Source organism: Lactiplantibacillus sp. B652 (assembly GCF_023806745.1).
GTDB classification, from domain to species: Bacteria; Bacillota; Bacilli; order Lactobacillales; family Lactobacillaceae; genus Lactiplantibacillus; species Lactiplantibacillus pentosus.
Map to the genome: position 1 here is coordinate 363,632 of NZ_JAMSKY010000002.1, position 22,814 is coordinate 386,445.

The 22,814-nt window shown below is 47.4% G+C and carries 15 protein-coding genes, 2 tRNA genes, 1 pseudogene and 1 other annotated feature; of the genes and pseudogenes, 4 read left to right on the forward strand and 14 right to left on the reverse strand.

All coding sequences use genetic code 11. From position 1 onward, the window contains the following. Positions 1–203 precede the first annotated feature (203 nt). Positions 204–2,252, reverse strand: a complete 2,049-nt coding sequence (locus tag MZO40_RS04385) for an ATP-binding cassette domain-containing protein (protein WP_105961904.1) — start codon at positions 2,250–2,252, stop codon at positions 204–206. Positions 2,253–2,430: 178 nt separating this feature from the next. Here MZO40_RS04385 and MZO40_RS04390 point away from each other — a divergent pair, with 178 nt between their 5' ends. After that, complete coding sequence (locus MZO40_RS04390) at positions 2,431–2,895, forward strand: hypothetical protein (RefSeq protein WP_105961905.1); 465 nt, start codon at positions 2,431–2,433, stop codon at positions 2,893–2,895. Positions 2,896–3,149: 254 nt separating this feature from the next. Here the strand turns inward: MZO40_RS04390 and argS are convergent, their stop codons facing one another. The 13 genes and pseudogenes from argS to MZO40_RS04455 form a co-directional block, all read right to left on the reverse strand. After that, on the reverse strand, positions 3,150–4,838 hold the full coding sequence (argS, locus tag MZO40_RS04395; protein ID WP_105961906.1) for an arginine--tRNA ligase: 1,689 nt from the start codon (positions 4,836–4,838) through the stop codon (positions 3,150–3,152). Between the two features lie 273 nt (positions 4,839–5,111). Beyond that, positions 5,112–5,558 (reverse strand): GNAT family N-acetyltransferase, encoded by a 447-nt coding sequence (locus tag MZO40_RS04400; RefSeq protein WP_088769708.1) that lies wholly within the window; start codon positions 5,556–5,558, stop codon positions 5,112–5,114. Between the two features lie 153 nt (positions 5,559–5,711). Then, a tRNA-Asp gene (locus MZO40_RS04405) sits at positions 5,712–5,786 on the reverse strand. Positions 5,787–5,838: 52 nt separating this feature from the next. Further along, positions 5,839–5,909, reverse strand: a tRNA-Gly gene (locus MZO40_RS04410). A gap of 63 nt (positions 5,910–5,972) precedes the next feature. Continuing rightward, on the reverse strand, positions 5,973–6,218 hold the full coding sequence (locus MZO40_RS04415) for a hypothetical protein (RefSeq protein WP_003638418.1): 246 nt from the start codon (positions 6,216–6,218) through the stop codon (positions 5,973–5,975). Between the two features lie 126 nt (positions 6,219–6,344). Beyond that, positions 6,345–7,736, reverse strand: a pseudogene (locus MZO40_RS04420) (MATE family efflux transporter). A gap of 454 nt (positions 7,737–8,190) precedes the next feature. After that, a complete protein-coding gene (locus MZO40_RS04425) occupies positions 8,191–9,195 on the reverse strand; it encodes an SLC13 family permease (protein ID WP_252133124.1) in 1,005 nt (334 codons plus the stop codon). Then, positions 9,114–9,968 (reverse strand): SLC13 family permease, encoded by an 855-nt coding sequence (locus tag MZO40_RS04430; protein ID WP_252133125.1) that lies wholly within the window; start codon positions 9,966–9,968, stop codon positions 9,114–9,116. Before MZO40_RS04430 ends, MZO40_RS04425 begins: the two co-directional genes overlap by 82 nt. A 508-nt stretch (positions 9,969–10,476) precedes the next feature. Then, entirely contained in the window at positions 10,477–12,216 is a 1,740-nt protein-coding gene (locus MZO40_RS04435; RefSeq protein WP_105961908.1) for an aryl-sulfate sulfotransferase, read from the reverse strand. A 45-nt stretch (positions 12,217–12,261) separates the two neighbouring features. Further along, positions 12,262–13,230, reverse strand: a complete 969-nt coding sequence (locus MZO40_RS04440) for a bifunctional oligoribonuclease/PAP phosphatase NrnA (RefSeq protein ID WP_122217869.1) — start codon at positions 13,228–13,230, stop codon at positions 12,262–12,264. After that, positions 13,220–13,843: an adenylyl-sulfate kinase gene (gene cysC / locus MZO40_RS04445; protein WP_003638413.1), complete on the reverse strand. Its 624-nt coding sequence runs from the start codon at positions 13,841–13,843 to the stop codon at positions 13,220–13,222. The genes MZO40_RS04440 and cysC overlap by 11 nt, the downstream gene beginning before the upstream one ends. 3 nt (positions 13,844–13,846) lie before the next feature. Further along, positions 13,847–15,022 carry a sulfate adenylyltransferase gene (sat, locus tag MZO40_RS04450; protein WP_003638412.1) on the reverse strand — a complete coding sequence of 392 codons (1,176 nt, stop codon included), beginning with the start codon at positions 15,020–15,022 and terminating at the stop codon, positions 13,847–13,849. Then, positions 15,000–16,631, reverse strand: coding sequence for a sulfotransferase family protein (locus tag MZO40_RS04455; protein ID WP_122217868.1), 1,632 nt, complete (start codon positions 16,629–16,631; stop codon positions 15,000–15,002). The genes sat and MZO40_RS04455 overlap by 23 nt, the downstream gene beginning before the upstream one ends. A 1,186-nt stretch (positions 16,632–17,817) precedes the next feature. Then, positions 17,818–18,057 (forward strand) — a binding site (T-box leader). Positions 18,058–18,118: 61 nt separating this feature from the next. Between MZO40_RS04455 and metE the strand changes: the two genes are divergently transcribed. From metE to MZO40_RS04470, 3 genes are all read left to right on the forward strand, one after another. Then, positions 18,119–20,419: a 5-methyltetrahydropteroyltriglutamate--homocysteine S-methyltransferase gene (metE, locus tag MZO40_RS04460; RefSeq protein ID WP_252133126.1), complete on the forward strand. Its 2,301-nt coding sequence runs from the start codon at positions 18,119–18,121 to the stop codon at positions 20,417–20,419. Positions 20,420–20,433: 14 nt separating this feature from the next. After that, positions 20,434–22,290: a bifunctional homocysteine S-methyltransferase/methylenetetrahydrofolate reductase gene (locus tag MZO40_RS04465; protein WP_105920822.1), complete on the forward strand. Its 1,857-nt coding sequence runs from the start codon at positions 20,434–20,436 to the stop codon at positions 22,288–22,290. A 72-nt stretch (positions 22,291–22,362) separates the two neighbouring features. Further along, entirely contained in the window at positions 22,363–22,722 is a 360-nt protein-coding gene (locus tag MZO40_RS04470) for a YisL family protein (RefSeq protein ID WP_181185403.1), read from the forward strand. Positions 22,723–22,814: the final 92 nt, after the last annotated feature.

Here is a 22,814-nt window from a genome sequence, read left to right on the forward strand (position 1 = left end):
CTGGTCACCTAATTTTAGCTTGATAAAGTAATGAAAACTCACGATAACCTGAGACGTTGTCACGTAAGATGCGAAAGATATCGTTAAAAAAATCAGCTCAGCCAGCAAGTCACACTAGTTGAGCTAAGATAACAATTTAATGTGAAAGCCATCATTTATAGAATAGCTTTGTGACATTCGAGCTGCACATTTCAATCGAAGCCTTATTCACTTAACAAGGCTTTGATTGGATTTGCCCGTGCGGCTCGCCGTGCTGGCAAAATAGCGGCTAACCAAGCAATGACGATAGCCAGAATAAAGACAACCACAATATTACTGAACTGAATTTGAACCAATGCATAGCCCCCTGTCAATTTGGCTAGCATATGATTCAAGCCCCGTGCAGCAACGTACGACAGGCCCGTTGCGATGGTGGCGCTAATTAATCCAATCATTAAGGCTTCACTGGTAAATAAGCGTCGAATATCCCGCCGTCGTTCACCCAACGACCGTAAAATACCAATTTCTTTCATGCGGGCACTGACCGACATGAACATAGTTACAATGATCATGAGTGCGGAAACAACCAATGAAATGCCTGCGATCGCCGCTAAAACGGCGGTGGCAATATTAACGTAAGTATTGAACGAATCCAGCGTTGCGGAAATACTCGTCGCGGCAAACGGCCGTTTACCATCAATCGTCAGATGATTAATTTCGTTGACCACTGCCTGGTTCTGCATCCGACTCGTAATTCGGGCCGTAACAAACGTTGGCTGGGTCGAAACCTTGGCAGCGGCCCGCATCGATTGCATCGTCTGGTAATTAAGCGCATTGATTCCGACTTCTGAGGAACTATCGACGATACCGGCAACAGTCAGTGTACGACTAATTGTCACTGGCTTTCCTTGGAGATTGAAGGTCTGATAACTAACCGATACCGGCTGGCCAACTAATTGTCGCCACTTGGTTGCCGACCACTTCTGGGCAATCGACGATTTATCGAGGACAATTTGGTTATTACCTGGAACGTGGCCCACTTTCAAATTACGGGTTGATTCATCACTCGTCCAAGTCGTGAGTTCTGGCGCCGCAAATTTCTGTTGATTAATGGCGATCGTCGCGTTCGTCGCTGAAATACCTGGTTCAATAGTAGTCACATGTTTTAGGTCCCGCAACGCAGTCAGCTGAGGCCCCGTAAACACTGGCATCCGCGCGGCGATTCCGCCAGCCACTGCGGGATCATAGACCGCCGCAGCTTGTTCTTCTTGATCCTTAGCATTATCGGCCTGATGCATGACCATGATTGACTGCGGATCCACTAATGCGTTCATCTCATGGTTGATATAGCCCTTGATTCCTGTTCCTAAACCATTAAAGAGCATCACGGCAAACAATCCAATCGCAGTCCCGATGACGATTAATGTATTCCACGTCCAAGTATGGCGCATGTGTTTAAATGCCATCATGACTGAGACGTGCCAAGGCAACGGTCGGGCGGGCAACTGTTGGCGAACTATCGGCTGGGCTTGCTTGGGTGAACCGGCGTCCGCTGCCGCACCAGCGCTCACAGGTGAAGCTTGCTGTTGTCCGTTTGCATTCGATTGTGGTTGAATGTGACCATCGTTGAGTTCGGCAATCCGACTAGCGGCGTGAGCCACCCGCTGAGAATGGGTGACGCAAATCACTAAACGGCCATCTTGGGCGATTTTCTGAAGCATCGCCATCACTTCGGCCGTGTTGTCCGCATCAAGCGCACCCGTGGGTTCGTCTGCAATCAGTATCTGCGGGTCGCCAGCCAGTGCCCGCGCAATCGCGACCCGTTGTTTTTGCCCACCAGAAAGTTGCTGCGGATACTTCCTGATTTGGGCGGTCAAACCAACTTGCGCCAGTAACTCATGTGCGCGTCGGAGTCGTTCCCCATGACTGAGCTTGGTCATGTCTAGCGCCAGCATCACATTTTCGAGCACCGTTAGATGGGCAATCAAGTTGTATGACTGCGAAATATAGCCGATCACCTCACGCCGATATTGGTCAAGCTGCTTCTCGTGGTGGTAATCCAGCAACTGTCCCGCAATCCGGACTGTCCCGGCGAAATCATGGTCCAAACCACTAATGATATTCACCAATGTCGTCTTACCGCCGCCGGACTCGCCCACGATCGCCACAAATTCACCCAGTTCAAATTGCAGATTGATACCTTTTAAAACGTCAAATTTTTGTTTACCGATTTGATAACTTTTATGAATATTTGTTAGTTCCAAATAACTCATCACCAGGCCCCCAATATGGCTTTTCGAATTATCCTTCAGAATACCACCCGGTCACTCGAAACGGTCGCAGAACTATTTGGTATCGAAACTTGCCTTATTAAGGAATTGAGGCAATCCAAGCGCCAATTATTCGCTATAATCAAGCCAAACACCAGATTAAGCAAGGAGATGACTCACAATGAAGAAATTAGTCATGCTCATAGGTGCTGACTACATTCGGTGTGCGTTATTTACGATTATCGCAGTGTATGCCGTGACGGCATCACCGACAGGTCAGTTTAAGTTTCATTGGACACTCGTCAATGGTTATCTGCTCAGTGCCTATTTCGTTGCACATCCCTTATTGATGGCATTAGCACCTAAACTCACCCGCCACCCGTTTCAACTAGTCTCCGCCGCTTCCCAATCACTACGCCAAACGACTGGCGACCATCAGAGTCTCACCGAAATCTATCACAACGCACTCAATCCGGTCATCAGCCGCGACATGTTACTGGCTAAAAATGACTATCAAGATGACTTGATGGGTATCACCGTCGCTTTCATTATTCACGGCTGCCTGCAACTACTGGCATGGCCGCTAGTCGTCATTATCAGCGCTTGGCGTGGCATCCGCTATTTGTGGCAGATCAGGCAGCGCTAACCAGTCGTTAATCAGCAACAGTATCACCTGTCCCCAAGCATCGCAACGACTCCGGCCACGTTCTACGCTAACTGTAGCTAATGCGAATGACCGTATCAAATACAAGCAACATCTGAACTTTACCAGAATGACACCCCAAAAGAGTGGTCACAGTCATCGAATTTAGCCCTACCAACTGCGAACCGTGAGCAAAAAAAGTCGCCCCAAGAATTTATTCCATTCCCGGAGCGGCTCGTTTAATCGTTAGTTATAATTTACATTTCGTCAGGCGCCTTAACCCCAAGTAAGCGCAAGGCTTCCTTCAAGACGATGCTGACACTCTTGACCAGTGCAAGCCGTGCATTCAAGTCATCATCTTCGACTAAGATCTTGGTGTTGGCATAGTACTTGTTGAAGGCCTTTGCCAAGTGGATGGCGTACTTGGCAACCACTGATGGTTCGTATTCTGTACTTGCCCGAACGACCGTGGCTGGGAATTCGCTCAATAATTTGAGCGTATCCCAGGCAGCAGGATCTGCTAACGCTTGGTCAGTCGTCGCAATTTCAGGACTACCGGCTTTGCGTAAGATACTTTCAGCCCGAGCATGTGCGTATTGCACGTAAGGACCAGTTTCACCTTCAAAACGAACGACTTCTTCCAAGTTGAAGTCAAAGCTGTTCATCCGTTCGTTCTTCAAGTCATGGAATACGACGGCGCCAATTCCGACTGCATCCGCAACTTCATCCTTGTTAGGTAAATCAGGGTTCTTGGCTTCGATTTGTTCATGTGCTAACGAAACGGCATCATCTAAGACTTTGTCTAACAAGATGACCCGGCCACTCCGCGTTGACAGCTTCTTACCACCAGAAGTAATCAAGCCGAATGGAATATGATGAATTTCATCCGCCCAGTCAAAGCCCATTTCGGTCAAGACGGCCTTCAATTGCTTGAAGTGGTTCGTCTGTTCGTTGCCCACGACGTAGAGGGATTGAACGAAATCATAAGTCCGCTTCCGGTAAATTGCGGCAGCTAAGTCCCGGGTGATGTACAGCGTCGCCCCATCAGACTTCTTGATCAGGGCTGGATTTAGGTCATATTTACTCAAATCAACAACTTCAGCACCTTGGCTTTCTTGCAACAAGTGCTTGTCTTCCAAGATATCGACAACTTCTTGCATCTTGTCGTTGTAGAAGGCTTCACCCTTGAAGGAATCAAAGTCAATGTCTAACCGTTGATAAATCTTCTTGAAAGCTTTCAGTGATTCAGAACGGAACCATGACCATAACTTAGTCGCTTCTTCATCGCCATTTTCCAACTTTTTGAACCATTCACGTGCTTCATCGTCCATTTCTGGGTGATCAACATCTTCCTTATGGAACCGCACGTAGTACTTCAACAAGTTATTGATTGGGTCAGCCTTGACTTCGGCTTCACTCCCCCACATCTTGTAGGCGGTGATCAACTTACCGAATTGCGTGCCCCAGTCGCCCAAATGGTTGATTTTAACGGGTTGGTAATCTAACTTACTTAAGATATTGGCTAATGAATTACCAATCACAGTTGAGCGTAAATGGCCCATTGAGATTGGCTTGGCGATGTTTGGTGATGACATGTCAATTGGCACTTGCCCCTGTTCACCTAATTTGCTATCACCAAAATGACATTCAGCGCTCAGTACTTGGCCTAAAATATCGGCCGCAAACGCATCCTTCTTGAAGAAGAAGTTGACGTAAGGGCCCATGGCAACGACCTTTTCAAAATCAGTGTCGTCAACCTTTTCGACGATGTCACTGGCAATCATCTGTGGTGCTTTGTGTAACGTCTTAGCCAACGTAAAAGTTGGAAAGGCCAAATCACCTTGTTTGGAAGTCTTTGGTTGTTCGAGTTTTTCGAAAATCGCTTCCTTAGTGAAATCTGGTAAGGCAGGCGCTAAGGCTGCCGTAACGAGTTGTTTGTAATCCATATTGTCCTCCTTGACTTGCGTGGCGGGACAAAAAAAGTCCCCTACATATTTTTATAACATGTAAGAGACGAGATGTTCCCGCGGTACCACTCTAATTGATATTGCATCCACTTATTATCGAATTGTCGTCTTCAAAAGCGCGCTTCCAATATGGCTCAGATTCGGCTTCCATCATCCCGAATTCGCTGTGCTGACCCGTTACTGTACTATTCTTTCTCATTAGACGTGTAAATTTTTACCATGCGTTAGTATAACAGAATTTATTGCATTTGACTAGCGTAACTTCAAAACCATGTCTTGGTGCGGAATACCGTCCTCCAGATAGACTGCTGAAACGGGTTCAAAGCCAAAGCGACGATAGAAGCGGTCCAAGTAGTGTTGTGCCTGGATATTGACCTGACTCGTTTCCGGCCATAACGCATTGACCTGCTCAAGCGCCCGCTGTACCAATTGCTTGCCGGCACCCTGACCACGAAAGTCCGGATTCGTCAACACTCGACCAATGCGGGCCTGATGATTCGCTTCCTGCATCAAGCGTGCGTATGCAATTAAGTGCCCCTGTTGATCCTGTCCCAGTAGGTGCCAAGCGGTCAAATCGGTATCATCGACCTCTTGATACGGACAGTGCTGCTCAACGACGAAGACTGCCACTCGTAGCTTGTAGATTTGATACAATTGACGCACCGTTAACTGATCAAAAGCAATTGTTGTAAAATTCATCGAGTTCTCCTCTTTTCATCCAAATTGGCCAGAATGTCAGTGCAAATCAGCAACCGACCGTACCAGACTTTTATAAATAAAGTGAGGCCAGCCATCAGAGATTGATTCCAACAAAAAAACGTGCCGTCAAACGACACGTTTTTGTCTAAATTACGGTCCGTACGAGACTCGAACTCGTGATCTCCTGCGTGACAGGCAGGCGTCCTAAACCAACTAGACCAACGGACCATAAGTGAGGAGCTTGTAGCAAAGGCCATTTCAACCTCGAAGTTAACTACAAAGCGGGTGACGGGAATCGGACCCGCGACGCAAGCTTGGGAAGCTTGAATTTTACCACTAAACTACACCCGCATTTAACAACAGAAATTAGTATAGCATACATTTTTTCTGTTGTCATGGTTATTTATAAATTTTTTAGTCTTCTTTTTGAGGAACAACCTTGGCTTTTGGTGCCGCCTTGATGAGCTTAGCGTCTTCCTTACGAACAACGGCCCGGTGGTTGTACTCATTGACGATTGGTTCGTCAGCTTTTTCAAATTCTTTAATGAGGATCAAAACTGAATTTTCATACACTTTTTCAATTTCACCCTTGAAATCGTGTTCTAGTGAAGCAAACTTTTTACCGGCGACATAATCGCCAATTTTTAATTCTACGGCCATGTGTTAAACTCCTTAACCCTTCTTGGTGTGCCGCTAGTTCACTGTTGCTAGCGACCTATCCAGAAACTTTTAAAATAAAATTGATAACAAATATTATCAAAAAATCTAGCTTGTTGCAAGTCTTAATTATGATTTGTCTGAATCTGCCAAAATAGGCGTCGGTTCTTCAGCGACCACGGTCGTCATGCGTTCTTGACGCCGCAAATCACGAACGGACTTAATGTACGCCGGCAAAAGTACTGCACACGAGCCCAGCCAGGCTAGTGGCTCCGAGCTACATGCCCCGGCGTAACCGAGCAGTCGAACCAAAATCAAAGCAGCGAACACCCGCATAAATAATTCCGCAGCCCCGGCCAGTGTCGGAATCGCACTGCGACCCAGACCTTGAAGCGTGTTACGCATAATGAAGAGCATCGACAGTAACAAATAAGTACTCCCAATGACGTTGAAATACGTCTGCGACAAGTTCAGGACGGCCACATCTTGATGACCAACGAAGAAGCCGACCAGTTGCTTGCCCCAGATAATTTCAATCAGACCAGCAACGACACTAAAGCTCCCCGACAGCCACATCGTTTGTTTGACACCAGTAATAATCCGTTCATACTTGTGGGCGCCGTAATTTTGAGCCGCAAAGGTCGCCATCGTGACCCCAAACGACATCAGCGGTTGCGTCGCCAATTGGTCAATTTTTTGAGCGGCAGTCGTTGCAGCCACAGAGTTCGTTCCGAGACTATTCAGAGCAGCTTGCAAGACAATCGTCCCAATCGCAATGATCGACATTTGAAACGCCATGGGTAAACCGACGTTCAAATGTGCCCGTACTTCTACCCAGACTAGCTTGAAATGGCGCCAGCCAATGTGCAGAATTGGCACCTTGACCATGATATACACCACGCACATCAAAGTCGCAATCGCTTGTGCCAGAATAGTGGCCCAGCTAGCACCGGCGATGCCCTACTTAAAGACCAGAATGAACAGTAATTCGAGGCCAATATTAATTAAGGCACTGATAATCAGAAACCACAACGGTGTCCGACTATCGCCGAGTGCGCGAATGATGTTTGACAACAAGTTAAAACCAATCGGGGCTAACATCCCGCCGAGCATGATTTGTAAGAAGGTTCGGGCGTCCGCGATAATATCCGTTGGCGTCTGCATCAGCAACAAAATATGGTCCACAAATATCAGTGACAGTACCGTCAAAATAATACCGACGATTAGACTGACCACGATACTGATGGCAAAACTCCGCCGAACTGCTTTAAAATCACGGGCACCAAAATGTTGCGCCGTTAAAATCGACAGCCCGGCCGTCAAGCCTTGCGCGAACCCGATAATCAAGAACTGGACACTCCCCGTTGACCCGACAGCTGCTAGGGCTTTGACCCCAAGTGTCTGACCAACGATCAACGTGTCTGACAAACTATAAAATTGCTGAAAAATGTTACCGATTAGTAATGGAATTGTAAACCAGAAAATTAATTTTAACGGTTTCCCCTTTGTTAAATCGTTCATTTCCGCACTCCTTTCGTTAATTAAGATGGCCTGCTTGTAATCGTTTTCCTGTTGACCAAACAATCAAGCAAACTTTGCTAGTATATCAACTTTGGTTTTAGAATACTAGTGGTTTGTTCCCTAAAAATTAAATAATTTATTTTCGCAATTATTTGGGGCTTCCGACTTGGGATAATCAAGTCAGCGACTGGCAGTCAGAACCGCCCCAGCTGCCATCATCGCATGGTACCCAGGGCCACTCGTTTTGGTATTCCTACCACGACATCCCCCGTCTTTCCACCGTGACACCCTATTCAACGCAAAAAAGCGTCCAGAAATTCTGCACGCTTGCGTTTAGTTTAGTTTCTCTGATCAACGCGTCATCCGCATCCAGCGAGCAACGCAATCAGATTTTATTCAATTAGTCACTTGTACTCGCGGCAGCCAAACTTCATGCCGCAGATTAACGTCAAAATTACAGTATCACCATATAATAGTAATACGAAACGAAGACACAGACGACCATACAGATTAAGTTCAGTGGAATCCCAACTTTGAAGTAATCAGTAAATTTATAATGACCAGGTCCATACACAATCAAGTTAGTCTGATAGCCGATTGGCGTCGAAAAGTCTGCCGTCGCCGCAATCGTGATCAGCATGACCAACATCATAACGGGCAGGTCCTCCAGTTTGGCGGCCGACACGACCACTGGAAACATTAACGAGAGCGCCGCCGCGTTGGATAAAATAGCTGTCAGGAAGTTCGTGACAAAGTAGATCAAAAACATGTAGATGATTGGTGATGCGTTACCGGTAATGGCAACTAGCGACTTTGCAATGAACTTATCGGCACCGACATTGGACATCGCTAATCCTAGACCATAACTACTTGCGACTAGGAACAGCACGTTCATATCGACCGCCTTAACAATGTCACTGATTGAAACACACTTCGTCAGGAATAACACCACACATGATGCGGCCAAACCAACGAATAAATCAATAATCCCCGTCGTTGAAACGACAATCGTCGCCACTAACAAGAAAATCGGTAAAAAGTCTTTGTAGGTATGTTTGCGGGACTGGACGGGTTGTGAGTTGAAGACGTGCAAGTCTTTCAAAGTCGCCAATTCATCCTGGTCACTCGTTGTAATCATGACCAGGTTGTCGCCACCTTTGAGCCGAATACAACCGAGCCGACCTTCCAGATTGACGCCATTCCGCCGAATTGCAACGACGACACTACCGAAGACGTTCCGGAAACGGGCGGACTTGATACTTTGGTTGACTAAACTCGAAGTGTCAGGAATCGAAACTTCGACTAACCGCGCCCGTTCGTTGGTAATATCTGCCAAATTAATTTTCTGAGTACTCGGGACCAATCCCTTAATATTCATTAAATCGTTGATGCAATCAAAGGTCCCAGTAAAGTACAGGCGATCGCCGAGTCGTAACACCGTATCATCCGCAACCGGCACGATGCCTGTCCACCCCGATTGATGGCGGCTAAAAAGGAGCGTGGCAAGTTCCGTAATTTGGCTTCAGCCACCGTTTCATTCAAGTGTTCAAACTCATCAGAAATCGACATTTCAATCAAATAATCATTCGGTTCAGCGGCCACATCATCGACACTGCTGCCATAATAGCTTGGCAATAGCCGGTAACCGACTGTTAGTAAGTAAATCAGCCCAATAATTGTGATTGGAATCCCCACAATTGCTAGGTCAAACGTCCCGAACTTAGCCAATTTATACTTCGATAATAAGCCCTGCGCCACCAAGTTGGTCGACGTCCCTAACACCGTCAACAACCCACTCAGAATCGTGGCGTACGATAACGGAATCAAAAATTTAGAAACCGCCATCCCCTTGCGCTTGGTCCAGCGCTGAACCATCGGCGTCAAGGTTGACACGATTGGCGTATTGTTCATGAAGGGTGAAATCACGCTGACACTGGCGAGCAGCCGCAGCAGCGACCGTTTTTCATTATGGCCATCACCGAGAATCCGGTCAAATAATCGAGTAATCAAATTACTCTTCGCGATGGCGTACGCGATAATATACATTAACGCGATTGTCGCGAGCCCATCATTGGCAAATCCAGATAAGGCGTCCGTTGGCGATAGAATCCCCACGAACATCAAAAATGCCAGGGCACAGAGGATGACCGCGTTAGGCGTGGTAATTTCCATGGCCATTAATACAAATGATACTAATAACGTAATTAAAACTATTGCAATATTGAGGGTCATCGTCATCGCTCCGCTTCAGCTAATTTCTATTCTTTCCAGTAATCTGAACATCCCCGGTACCACTTCAGAAACCGAGTCATTCATTAATACAAGAACCATTTTAGACTTGGAATATGAACTTAATTACGTTACGGTATGAAATAATTCCTGATTTTCAGATAATTTTGCGATGAATTTATGACTTTTTTGTTAACTTATTGGTTTAGACTAATTAACGTTTTCGGTATGGTGAAGATTACAAGCGAAGCACGGTGCTCGCCACGCCAGTCAGGGCTCACGTGGAATACTTCGGCTCAAACTTTGGCTCAAACTTTGGCTCAAACTTTGGCTCAAACTTTGGCTCAAACTTTGGCTCAAAAAAATAAGCCCCTCGCGCCAAAACCGCGAGGAACTTATTTCCATCTAAGATTTGTGTGACGAATGAACTTCACATCACTGCCAGTCACCTAGTGAACCAGGCTGCAATTCTGCACTTACTAGCTATATGATCAGTTCGTCAATCCTAACACTACTCATTGATCCCATAAGCGTGCTTCATTGGATACAATGAGAAACGTTCTGCCCGGTAGACGTAACCACCGCTTGGCAATCCTGTCAATTCAACGTTAAACACTTGTTGCTTGCTCTTGAGGTCGTATTCAATAATATTGGCCGACTTACCATTGTTCAACCAACCAAAGTCGATCAAGCGGTTGGAAGCACTCAAGTAACGGTTCGAACCAATGATATTCGCGAAGTTCTTCTTACCGAGTGACTTCCCATAAGCACCAACTTGTGAAATAGTCTTGGTCTTCTCGTTGATATGGTATTCGACACCTTCGGAATACTTACCAGAAGAGTCTTGCAAGGACTTCTTAGTCGTCCCGACCGCCACATTATTGTTGAAGATCATCACATTCAAGGAACCCTTGTTACCTAAGGTCGATGGGTCCACAATCGCCGCATGTTGACCACCTGGCCAGGCAATTTTACCCTTGGCCTTCAGCAAGTACTTGCGGTAAGACTTCGGCCATGCCGACCGTTTCTTACTGGAGAGAATCCACTTGATCTTTTCAGTCTTGTAGTCGATCTTCATGACTAAGTTTTGGTTCCGACTAGAAATAATCAGGCTCTTGTCCGTCTTGTCATAATAAACTGAGTTTTGATGGAACCAGTCCTTCTTACCCATATATTTATTCGACTTAGTGGCATTGTATTTGGTATAGAACTTGGCCGGTAACAGATTCTTCATGTTGATGACCTTGGTGATTTTACCGGTCTTATGCGAAATGACGATCATGGTATCTTCGACATAAGTCCGACCACCATCTGAAACGGTCGCAATCAAGTCACCGTTTGGCAACTCAGTCACATCATGGTGGACTTGGTTATGGTTCTGCTTCTTAGAACCCTTAGCCTTGCCCCAAGCCTTATGGTTAAACTTGTAAGTCTTGTAAACTTTACCCGTGTAGTCCATTTCCACTAACTCGTCGAAGTATGAATTCTTAGCATTCGACTTGGTCCAAATGAGTAAATGTCCATTGTTGAGTTGTTTGAAAATGTGTGAGGTTGGCCGCGTGGTGTACCACCGAATATTACCATCGGCATCGATCCCAAAGGATAAGTTCTTTGACTGCTTGCTACCAGAAATCGTTGTCCGAACCATGAAGGTCAACTTCGAATTTCCAGTACCGAGAACCATCTTTTGTTTGTTAGCCTTCTTAACGTTGATCTTGAAATCCGTTAACGCTGAAGGTAACTTGGCCGTCTTCAAACGAATCGTTTTGGTCGTTGACGTCCCATTCTTGTACGTTACCTTGATTTTAACTTGGTTATTCGTATTCGCATATAACCCGAGTACCGTCAAGTCATGGCTCGTCGAGTACTTACTGATGGTATTGGAGATTGACGTCTTGGCACTCTTACCTACCACGGTATAACTCACTTTAGCCGCCTGATCCGTGTGGAAAATCACCTTAGCCGAAAGTGGTGAAACGCCGTACGGATTGACTTTGGTATACATGTTATTGACCGTGTAATTCTTATTAGCGACGGCCTTCTTGAGCGTTGCCGTCTCACCCGCTTGGGCCTTGATTTCAGTCTTGACCAAACGCGTGTTGATATCCTTCTTCGTCTTACTTGCCGACCGGACCTTGCTAGTCGTCGTCGAATTCGTCGTAGATTGATGATACTTGTAATATCCCCAACCACCGCCGATTGCCACCACAATGACGACAATTAGCGCAATCAACCAATTTCGCTTTCGCATTTACCATTCACCAACCCTATTACTTTATTTATAATATTAACCTAATTATACTTGCTCTGATGCGGTTTGTGCTAACACTTGCGCTCGCATTTGGTCGACGACTTGCTCAGCCGAGGCTAAATCTGGCACAAATGCCCCACTCGCTAACGGATGGCCTCCGCCATTGAAGGCCTTTGCCACGCCGTTCACGTTGATGGCTTTCGAGCGGAAATGGACCCGATAATTGCCTTCTGGCGTTTCGATGAAAAACAGCCAGACTTTGACCGTTGTCAGATTCCCAGGCAGCGGTACGATCGCGTCCTCATCCCCGTAGTTAATGTCCCACTTTTCGAACAACTGGCGCGGCAGCACCACGTGAGCTAAACCGTTCGCTTCAACCGTTTGCTGACTCAAGACGTAACCGTACAATTTGCTCAACGCAGGTGTCAAATCCATCTCATGGTGACTTAAAGTAGCGATGTCGATACCAGTCGCAGCAAGTTCACTCGCAATCGCCAGTGTCCTCGCCGTCGTTTCCGGCGTTGAAAACCGCACCGTATCACCGATAATACCGGCGTACAAATCGGTTGCAATCGCAGTATCGATGTTAAAACGGGCTGGGTCACTCTTTGCGAGGTCAAAAATCATTTCCGAACAACTACTGTAACTTTCATCGACCCAGTTCAGCTGTCCATAAGGATCTCGATTGGGGTGATGGTCGATTTTAATCGTAAATGCGTCGCTCGGCAGATCACCGGCTAATCGCTGCTGGTTGGCACAGTCGACTGCAATGACCAAATCCGTCGACTGCGGCGTAATGGCTGGTTGGTCGTCGGCATGCAGCCACGCCAAATGGCCCGGAACTTGGGCCATCGCCACCACCGTTTTGTCTGGATAAGCCGCGCTTAATAGTGCGACCAGTCCAAACTGAGCCCCGATTGCGTCGGGATCTGGATTGGTATGACGATAGACCAAGATTCGGTCCATTTTAGCGATTGATTGCACGATAGCAGTCAAGATTTCGTTAGTTTTCATCGGCAGTCGCTAAGCTAACGTAGTTGTGATCAGCTAAGTAAGTCAGGACTTGCTTGACTGAATCCGCTAGCGGTTGTTTGGAAGTGTCGATGGTAATTTCGGGGTTGAGCGGTGCTTCGTATGGCGCATCAATACCCGTGAAGCCTTTGATTTCACCGCGACGAGCCTTGGCATACAACTGCTTAACGTCGCGTTGTTCGCAGACTTCCAGCGGCGTATCAACGAATACTTCGATGAATTCATCCGCTTCAAGGTTCTCACGAACTTTATCACGGTCGGCCCGATATGGTGAGATGAAGGCAGTCAAAGTAATGACGCCCGCATCAACGAACAGTTTGGCAACCTCACCGATCCGGCGAATGTTTTCTTCCCGGTCTTCAGCCGAAAAGCCCAAGTTACTGTTCAAGCCAAACCGCATATTGTCGCCATCTAAGACGTAACTACCAATTTGTTGGTCAAACAAGGCCTTTTCAACGGCATTGGCAATCGTGGATTTACCTGAACCTGAGAGCCCAGTAAACCATAGGACGACACTTTTGTGATGATTAAGTGCTTGGCGTTGTTCCTTGCTAACTTGTGAATGATGCCAAGTGATATTCTCTGACTTTGTCATTCATTAAACCTCCTGTTGCTGTTCGCGTTTCCGCTTCAAACCTTCGATTAAGACCTTGGCAACTTCTGGACGAGAAACTTCCTTTGGTGGCACGATCCCATCAGCCAACATCTTACGGACCTTAGTCCCACTTAATGAGATATGGTCTTCTTCGCCGTGTGGGCAGGTCTTTTGAGTGGCCATTGAACCACACTTCTTGCAGTAGAAGGAGTTATCAAACTTGAAGAAGTGCATGCCCATCTCATCTTCAACGGATGAAATCAATTCTTGGGCTTCGTATGTGCCGTAGTAATCACCAACGCCAGCATGGTCCCGGCCGACGATAAAGTCAGTACAGCCGTAGTTTTTCCGAACGATGGCATGCAAGATGGCTTCCTTAGGACCAGCGTACCGCATTGCAGCTGGATAAATGACTAACCGCACTCGGTCTTCTGGGTAGTAGTACTTCAGAATCGTCTTGTAGCTTTCCATCCGGACATCCGCTGGAATATCATCGGCCTTGGTTTCACCAACTAATGGGTTCAAGAATAAGCCGTCAACGTTTTCTAAGGCTAATTTTTGAATATATTCATGAGCACGGTGAATTGGGTTCCGTGTCTGGAAACCAACGATGCGCTTCCACCCTAAGTCGTGGAACATCTTGCGAGTCTCGATTGGTTCCATGTAGTAGTCACTAAAGGCACCGTGGTCTGGCTTGTGGAGCAACTTAATGGCGCCACCCAGATAAACGTCACCATTGGCGTATAGGCGTTTAACACCAGGATGGGCTTCTTCGGTCGTCTTATACACGTTCTGAGCTTCAAGTTCTTTGTCAGGAACGTACTTGTCTTCAACCCGCATCGTCCCGTAAATAATGCCATCTTCACCCTTTAAGGCGATTTCACTATTTAATTCGATCCGGTCGGCATCTGCTTGGCTGACACCGAGCGTAATCGGCACACTCCAAATTACCCCACTCTTCAGGTGCATCGTGTTGACAACTGAATGGTAATCGTCACTCAACATGAACCCCGTCAGTGGACTAAACCCACCAATCCCGATCAATTCCAAATCAGAAATATTCCAATTATTGATGGTCAAACTTGGTAATTGTTCGGCTGCTTGCCGTGTTTCATCGCTAAAATCTTCTAAGTTGATTAACTTACCACCATGGGCTTTAATTCCGTACACTGTTTGCATATTGATCACCTTTCACATTTAAAATTTCATCATAATTAACACTTACAAAATGATTTAACGTTGCTTGTTTGGTACTATCCTGACTGGCTTGTTCACATAGCGCAGTCAATGTGCCAGCGACTTCCTGGAAATCGATTGGCGTCCGTAATTTGAATGTTTCATCCGGTTTCGAATCAGTTGGCTGGTCCGCCTTAGTCGGTTCTGTGGCCACAAACGCCTTGAGCGTCGCCTGAGTCGCGGGAGCTGCTAACTGGTCAGCCATGATCACTTGGTACGGTGGCCGTTCAACGGCGTGTAGCGTCCGAATCAAGTGTTGGATGGCAATCCGCAGTTCTCGTGGATCATCGATTGCCGTCAAATCATCCGCAATCACCACGTTATGGGTGTCGGCACCCAGTTCGCGGCTGACATTGGTCAACATTTCGACAATTTCGTTGTTTTTAGCATCGCCAATACCCCAGAGTGCCTCGCGTTTGGCATTCTTACGCAAATAATTGTTGAGTTCTTCCTTCTGCTCAACGACTAAGTAATCTAACGGATAAGTTTTGACGTTCAACGTCTCATTATTTAACCGCTCGCTCAAATCTTCGGCAACGGCATGACTGTCGGCTTCAGTGCCGACCATTTTGACTTGGTTGGCGCGTAAAATGTCATTGACTTGGTCAACTTGGGCTTGGTCTTCACCAAAGACGAAGAACGTCTTACTGTTGATTTTGGCATTGAAATCCCGATATAACGCACCGTAATCGGCCAGATATTGGTCCGTCATCTCATCGATCTTTTGTTGGAATTCTTCTGAAGCAAAGAAGTCCGGATCTGCGGCAGCTTGCCGACCTAGTAAGTAAAGTGCCTTAACGTCGGGTTCCACATCTGTACGCGCTTCAAAATCCGCTAAGCTCTCACCGCTATCACTCTTTTGTAGGGCTGGATCAATGAAATCATCGATTTTAGCTTGCAAAGCGGCCTCATCGTCGGTCCATGGTAAATCAAATTGGGTGGCGATACGTTTGAGTGTCGTTAAGGTCTGACCAAACAAATCTTCATACGTCACAAGGATTCGGTGGGTCCGGTCACTGTCACGTAAAGATAACAGCGTCCGTACTTGCCATTGACGCATTGCTAAGGTCGTATCCCGGTGCCAAGCACGTTCGTTCGAATGAACCACGTCCATTGGATTCCGTAACAACACGATTTCGGCTGGTAAGACATCAACGTCGGCTAAGACATGCTGCCAGAGTTCGATGTAATCATTCATCCGTGGATCCTTGATCGCTAAATATTGTTCGTTTTCAAAGAAATTTTTGAGGTAGTTGGTTAAGTCCGCCCGATCTTTTTTGATCTTCGGACTATCGTAGTAACCCTTAAAAGCCGGTCGATAACGAACGCGACTTCCTAGGGACTTATGAATTTTGATAACGTCCTTATTTTCGAAGTAACCTTTAGGATTGATTTTCTTGCTTGGTGCCAATAAATTATCGGTTCCTAACGAAATACCCATCAAATTAATGCATTTCGTCATAACTGAGGTACCTGATCGGCCGCTCCCCAGAATCAGTACTGCCTGCTTGGGCTGTTGGTGGTGGTTAAATAATCGTTGCCACAAACTCATTAATTCATCATCCTCATCATTATTTATTTTATTTCTGATACTTCGCTAGTGGGCTCACCAACTATACTAGCAACTTTTCAGTAAAAATTAATAACCATAACCCGAAAAAAATGTGATGATTTCGTGAAGGTTGCAGCAGTTTGTATGTAGATGACTGGAATTGTCGTGATAGCTAAAAACGCTGATTTATCGGGGATTGTGGCACTTTTTCATTTTTATAAAACTGGCTGATTCAGTTTAGTTTCGAGACGGTCGCTGGCAAGCGTGAGATGTTCGGTATGAACTAATTAAATACGTTAATTAACCTAACAACCGGTCTAAATCGACGATAATTCTATTGATAATTAGCTCATTTGCGACCCCGTGGATTGCAGTTGATGTGGTTTGGATGATTAGCCTAAGTTCAAAAATCACCAGCTTAGAACCGCTGGAAAATAAGGCTACTTGCCGTAAACATTCCGTGATACCTGCGTCCTATGCCAGCTTCCAGACATTCTGGGATGGCATCCGAAAGGCAGATATGCACGGACTCAGCTTTTTATTGGAGTAGTCGTTGGTTCTTAGCATACGGTACTTTTAACAAGTAACTTCACTGAATTTGTCAGGATTTCCTCTGGTTACCTGAGATAAAAAAGGCTCAAGTTATAAACGAAGCCCATTTTATCGACTAGTTTCAAGACTAGTGTCCATTGAAATTATTAGCATTTAGAATAGTGAATCATATGCCACTGATCTTCCCAGTACTCATACACCATTAAGTACCATTGATTACAAATTGAAAGTTTTCCTGAAGGACCAGCCACTTAGTATTCAGTGGTCAGTTGCACCCAGATTGGTGGCCGTTCATCTGCCATTCGAGCGGTTTCCCGACTGTCCGGACTGCCGGACAATGCTCAAGGGCGAAGTTCTTCTTGTCCGGGTGGTCTTCCCGGGCTAGAAGAAGACTCGTATTTGAAATTGCGCAGTGCTTTTCTGCGTAAGTTCAAATCGATGTCCGCCCTGTTCCAGCGTTGTCAGCCGGCCCAGGAGGTCGGAATATGGCGCGCATCGGCTGACGAACAAGAATCCACAATTAGCACGTTTGAATCATCTTTAATGTCCATTAACACAAAATATGTTAAAAACATTAAAAAATAATTTGACTAAATGAGTAAACGGTGGTATTTTCTAATCAATCATAAAACACGTAAACGTCCCGAAGAGGAAAGTAATCGTCGCTACCCGTGCAGTGAGTTTGGAATAGTGGAAACCAAACCGGAAAACGACTGATGAAAAATGGCCTCCAAACGGCACCACTGAGCACTTGCTAGGTGATGACAGTTAGCTGCTGTTATTAAGCTACCGTATGAAACGTACGGGTTGAGGTCAACATCGTGAGGTGCTGGCGAATTAAGGTGGTACCGCGAACGGCAACTTCGTCCTTTAATGAGGATGAGGTTGCCGTTTTTTGTTTAAATTAATGAGCAAATGAGAAGGAGTGGTCAGCGATGACAATTATTAATAGCAATTTGGGGTATTCACGTTTAGGGGAACATCGGGAATGGAAACATCTATTGGAACATTTTTGGAAAGGTCAGCTTGACAACGCGACCTTCCACGCCAAGAAATTACGGTTGGCTAATTTAAAAAAGCAACGTGACTTAGGCGTCGACTACATCCCGGTCGCGGATAATTCCGACTACGATCACGTCCTAGACACCCTGGTCGCCTTCAATGCCATTCCAACGCGCTTCGGTCACTTTGACCAGGCGCTTGATTTACCAGATTATTACGCGATTGCGCGTGGTACGGATACGGCGGTCGCCGCTGAAATGACGAAATGGTTCAACATTAACTATCATTATATCGTGCCAGAATTCGACGATGTCACGTTTAAACTACTCGACAATCGTTGGTTGCGGTACTACCAAGAAGCCAAGCAAGAATTAGGCATTGATGGCAAGCCCGTCATCTTGGGCCCAGTTTCGTTTCTGAAACTCGGCAAACGAAACGGGCAGTACTTGGACGACGCCGCAGTCGCTGAATTACTCCCACAACTCCTGCCACTTTATCAGCAGGTTTTCCAGGAACTCGCGGACGCTGGGGCTAAATGGATCCAACTGGACGAACCAACCCTGGTCAAAACGACGCAGCCAGACGAACTCCGCCCCTACACCACTGCATTGACTGCCTTACACACAGCTGTGCCGGATCTAAAAATCGAATTACAAACCTATTTTGACAGTCTCGACCTGTATGACCAAATCGTTGACCTACCCGTCCAGGCCCTGGGACTCGATTTAGTCCACGACCACGGTGAAAACCTGGACCACCTGCGCCAACACGGTTTTCCAGCCGATAAAATCTTGGCCGCTGGGATTATCGACGGCCATAATGTCTGGGCCAGCGACCTGAACGCCAAACTCGAGCTGGTGCAACAACTGCGCCAAATCGTCAGTGACGACCAACTGTGGTTACAACCCGCTAACTCGCTGTTACACGTGCCAATCACGACCAAAAATGAAACGAAAGCCGATCCTGTTCTGCTCGGTGGTCTGGCTTTCGCCGACGAAAAGCTCCAAGAGTTGCACGTGCTGACGGAAGCCGCCAATCATGGCGTCGATGCAGTTCAAGCCTCATTTGACCGTAACCAGACCAACTTAACCGCGCTCAATCAATCCAGTCACCGGAATAATCAAGCCGTTCGAGCAGCTGAGGCCCAGCTCGAAAATCAGAAATTTGAACGGCAGGCCCCATTTGCGACCCGGATCAAGCTACAGCACGACCGCTTGCGGTTGCCACTACTGCCAACGACCACGATTGGGAGCTTCCCGCAAAGTGCCACGGTCCGCGCGAAACGCGCTGCATGGCGCAAAGGCAATCTTTCGGATGCCGACTATCAAGCCTTCCTCCACGCTGAAACTAAGTGCTGGATCAAGTTGCAAGAAGACCTCGGTTTGGACGTCCTGGTCCACGGCGAATTTGAACGGACTGACATGGTCGAATACTTTGGTCAAAAACTGACTGGGTTTTACGCCACTCAAAACGGCTGGGTCCAATCCTATGGGTCACGTGGGGTTCGGCCACCAGTAATCTTTGGCGACGTGGCTTACACCGAACCGATTACCGTCGCTGAATCCGTCTACGCGCAGAGTTTGACTGACCGGCCTGTCAAGGGCATGCTGACGGCGCCGCTGACGATTATCAACTGGAGCTTCGTACGCGATGACATCCCAAAGGCCCAGGTTCAAAATCAAATTGCCCTGGCGCTCCGGCAAGAAGTCAACAACCTCGAACAAGCAGGCATCAAGATCATCCAAGTCGACGAACCTGCACTTCGAGAAGGCTTGCCACTCAAACAGCGCCACTGGCAGGCTTACTTAGACGAAGCGGTCTACTCATTTAAGATTACGACAACCGGCGTCCAAAATGACACCCAGATTCACACCCATATGTGCTACTCGAATTTCGCCGACATTATCGACACCATCAAGGCATTAGATGCTGACGTCATTTCGATTGAAACGTCGCGGAGCCACGGCGAAATCATCAGTGCCTTTGAGCAAACGGGCTACGATAAGGAAATTGGCCTCGGGGTCTACGATATCCACAGTCCCCGCGTCCCAAGTGTGGCTGAAATCGAAGCCAATATTCAACGGGCACTGCGAGTCATCGATGCCCACCAGTTCTGGATCAATCCCGACTGTGGGCTCAAAACCCGTCAAGAACCAGAAACGCTGGCAGCCCTCAAGAACATGGTGGCTGCTCGTAACGCGATTCAAGCTCAGCTCACTAGCAGTGTCCATTAAAGGAGGTCGTGCGGATGAATCTCAGACAAGCCTTACAACAGCGAGTTCTCGTGGCTGATGGCGCAATGGGCACCCTTTTATATGGGAATTATGGCATCAATTCGGCCTTTGAAAACCTCAACTTGACGCATCCGGATACGATCTTACGCGTGCATCAATCCTATATTCAGGCGGGTGCAGACATTATTCAAACGAACACCTATGCGGCCAATCGGCTGAAATTGACGCGTTACGACTTACAAGATCAGGTCACGACCATCAACCAGGCTGCCGTCAGAATCGCCGTCACCGCCCGCGAGCATGCCGATCATCCCGTTTATATTTTAGGCACGATTGGTGGTCTAGCCGGCGACACAGATGCAGCTGTCCAACGCGCCACGCAAGCCGAAATTGCGGCCAATGTCACCGAACAACTGACCGCCCTACTAGCAACAGAACAGTTAGATGGGATTTTACTGGAAACTTACTATGATTTGAGTGAATTATTAGCGGTACTCAAAATCGTCAAGGCCCACACGGATCTACCGGTGATTACGAACGTATCAATGTTAGCCGCTGGTGTCCTGCGCAACGGGACGAGCTTCACGGATGCCATCGTCCAACTGCACGCGGCCGGCGCGGATGTGATTGGGACCAACTGCCGACTCGGCCCCTACTACCTCGCGCAGTCGTTTGAAAACTTGGCGATTCCGGCGGATGTCAAGCTCGCCGTTTACCCGAACTCCGGGTTACCGGGCACTGACCAGGACGGCGCAATCGTCTATGATGGCGAACCGAGTTACTTTGAAGAATATGCCGAACGCTTTCGCCAATTGGGCCTGTCGATTATCGGTGGTTGTTGTGGGACGACACCGCTTCATACCGCGGCGACCGTTCGCGGCTTAAGCAGTCGCAGTCTAGTACCGCATAACGCACCGACCCACGTGGCCCAAGCGCCAACGCTCGTCACGACGAAAAGTCAGCACCGGTTTTTACACAAAGTTGTGACTGAAAAGACCGTCCTGGTTGAGTTAGATCCACCGCGTGATTTCGATACCCGTAAATTTTTCCGGGGCGCTGAGCGTCTCAAAGCAGCCGGCGTTGATGGGATAACGCTGTCGGACAACTCCCTTGCGACGGTCAGAATCGCCAACACCGCAATTGCGGCGCAGTTGAAGTTGAATTACGGCATCACGCCAATCGTTCATTTAACGACCCGTGACCACAACTTGATTGGCCTGCAATCCGAAATCATGGGATTGCACAGTCTCGGCATTGAAGACATCTTGGCCGTGACCGGGGATCCGGCAAAACTCGGCGATTTTCCGGGTGCGACTTCGGTCGGAGACGTCCGTTCTGTTGAACTGATGAAGCTGATCAAACAATTCAATAGTGGGATTGGCCCTACTGGGAAGTCGTTAAAAGAAGCCAGTGACTTTCGGGTCGCCGGTGCCTTCAATCCGAACGCGTATCGGACCGATGTGTCGACTAAATCGATCAGTCGCAAACTCAGCTATGGTTGTGACTACATTATTACGCAACCCGTCTACGACCTCGCTAACGTCGATGCATTAGCCGATGCGCTGGCAGCCAATCAGATCGACGTGCCAGTCTTTGTTGGCGTGATGCCCTTAGTTTCGCGTCGTAACGCTGAATTCTTGCATCACGAAGTCCACGGCATCCGGCTTCCTAAGTCAGTGCTGGAACGGATGCAACAGGCTGAATTGGACGGCAACGAACGAGCCGTCGGAATCACGATTGCCAAGGAGTTAATCGATGGCATTTGTGCCCGCTTTAACGGCGTGCACATCGTCACCCCGTTTAATCGCTTCAAAACGGTGCTCGAACTTGTCAATTACGTCCAGCAGAAAAATTTAACGAAAGTCCAATAAAAGAAACCGCCGCCAGCAGTTACTTTCATGCTAAAATTAGACATGAATTGTAAATGCGGAGGCGGTTTTACTATGTACTTATTCGGACACATTTTTGGTTGGCTGTGGCTGATGGTGACGGTCACATTAGGCCTGAGTCGTCATTCAATCAAAGCAGCCAATCGTTACTTGATTCTCAGTCGTTTGGGTTACTTACTTATTATCATTACCGGCGTCGTCTTGGCGACCAAAACCTTTGGCGGCAATTGGTGGTTGACGCTAATTAAAGCGGTGCTGGGACTCGGCACGATTGGCTTAGTGGAAATTACGTTTGCACGCAAACAGGAAAGCCACTTGAATCGCGGCCTGTTGACGTTGCTCGTCAGCTGCACCGTCATTACCATCGTTTGTGGCGCCCTACTGCACTGGCAGCTGACGGGACATTTGATTTAAGGGCGACCGTCCGCCTTTGCTGACTAACGAATATGAAGCAAGCACTTAATTAATGCGATTAAAAAAGCAAGCCGCCATCCCTGACCACTTGC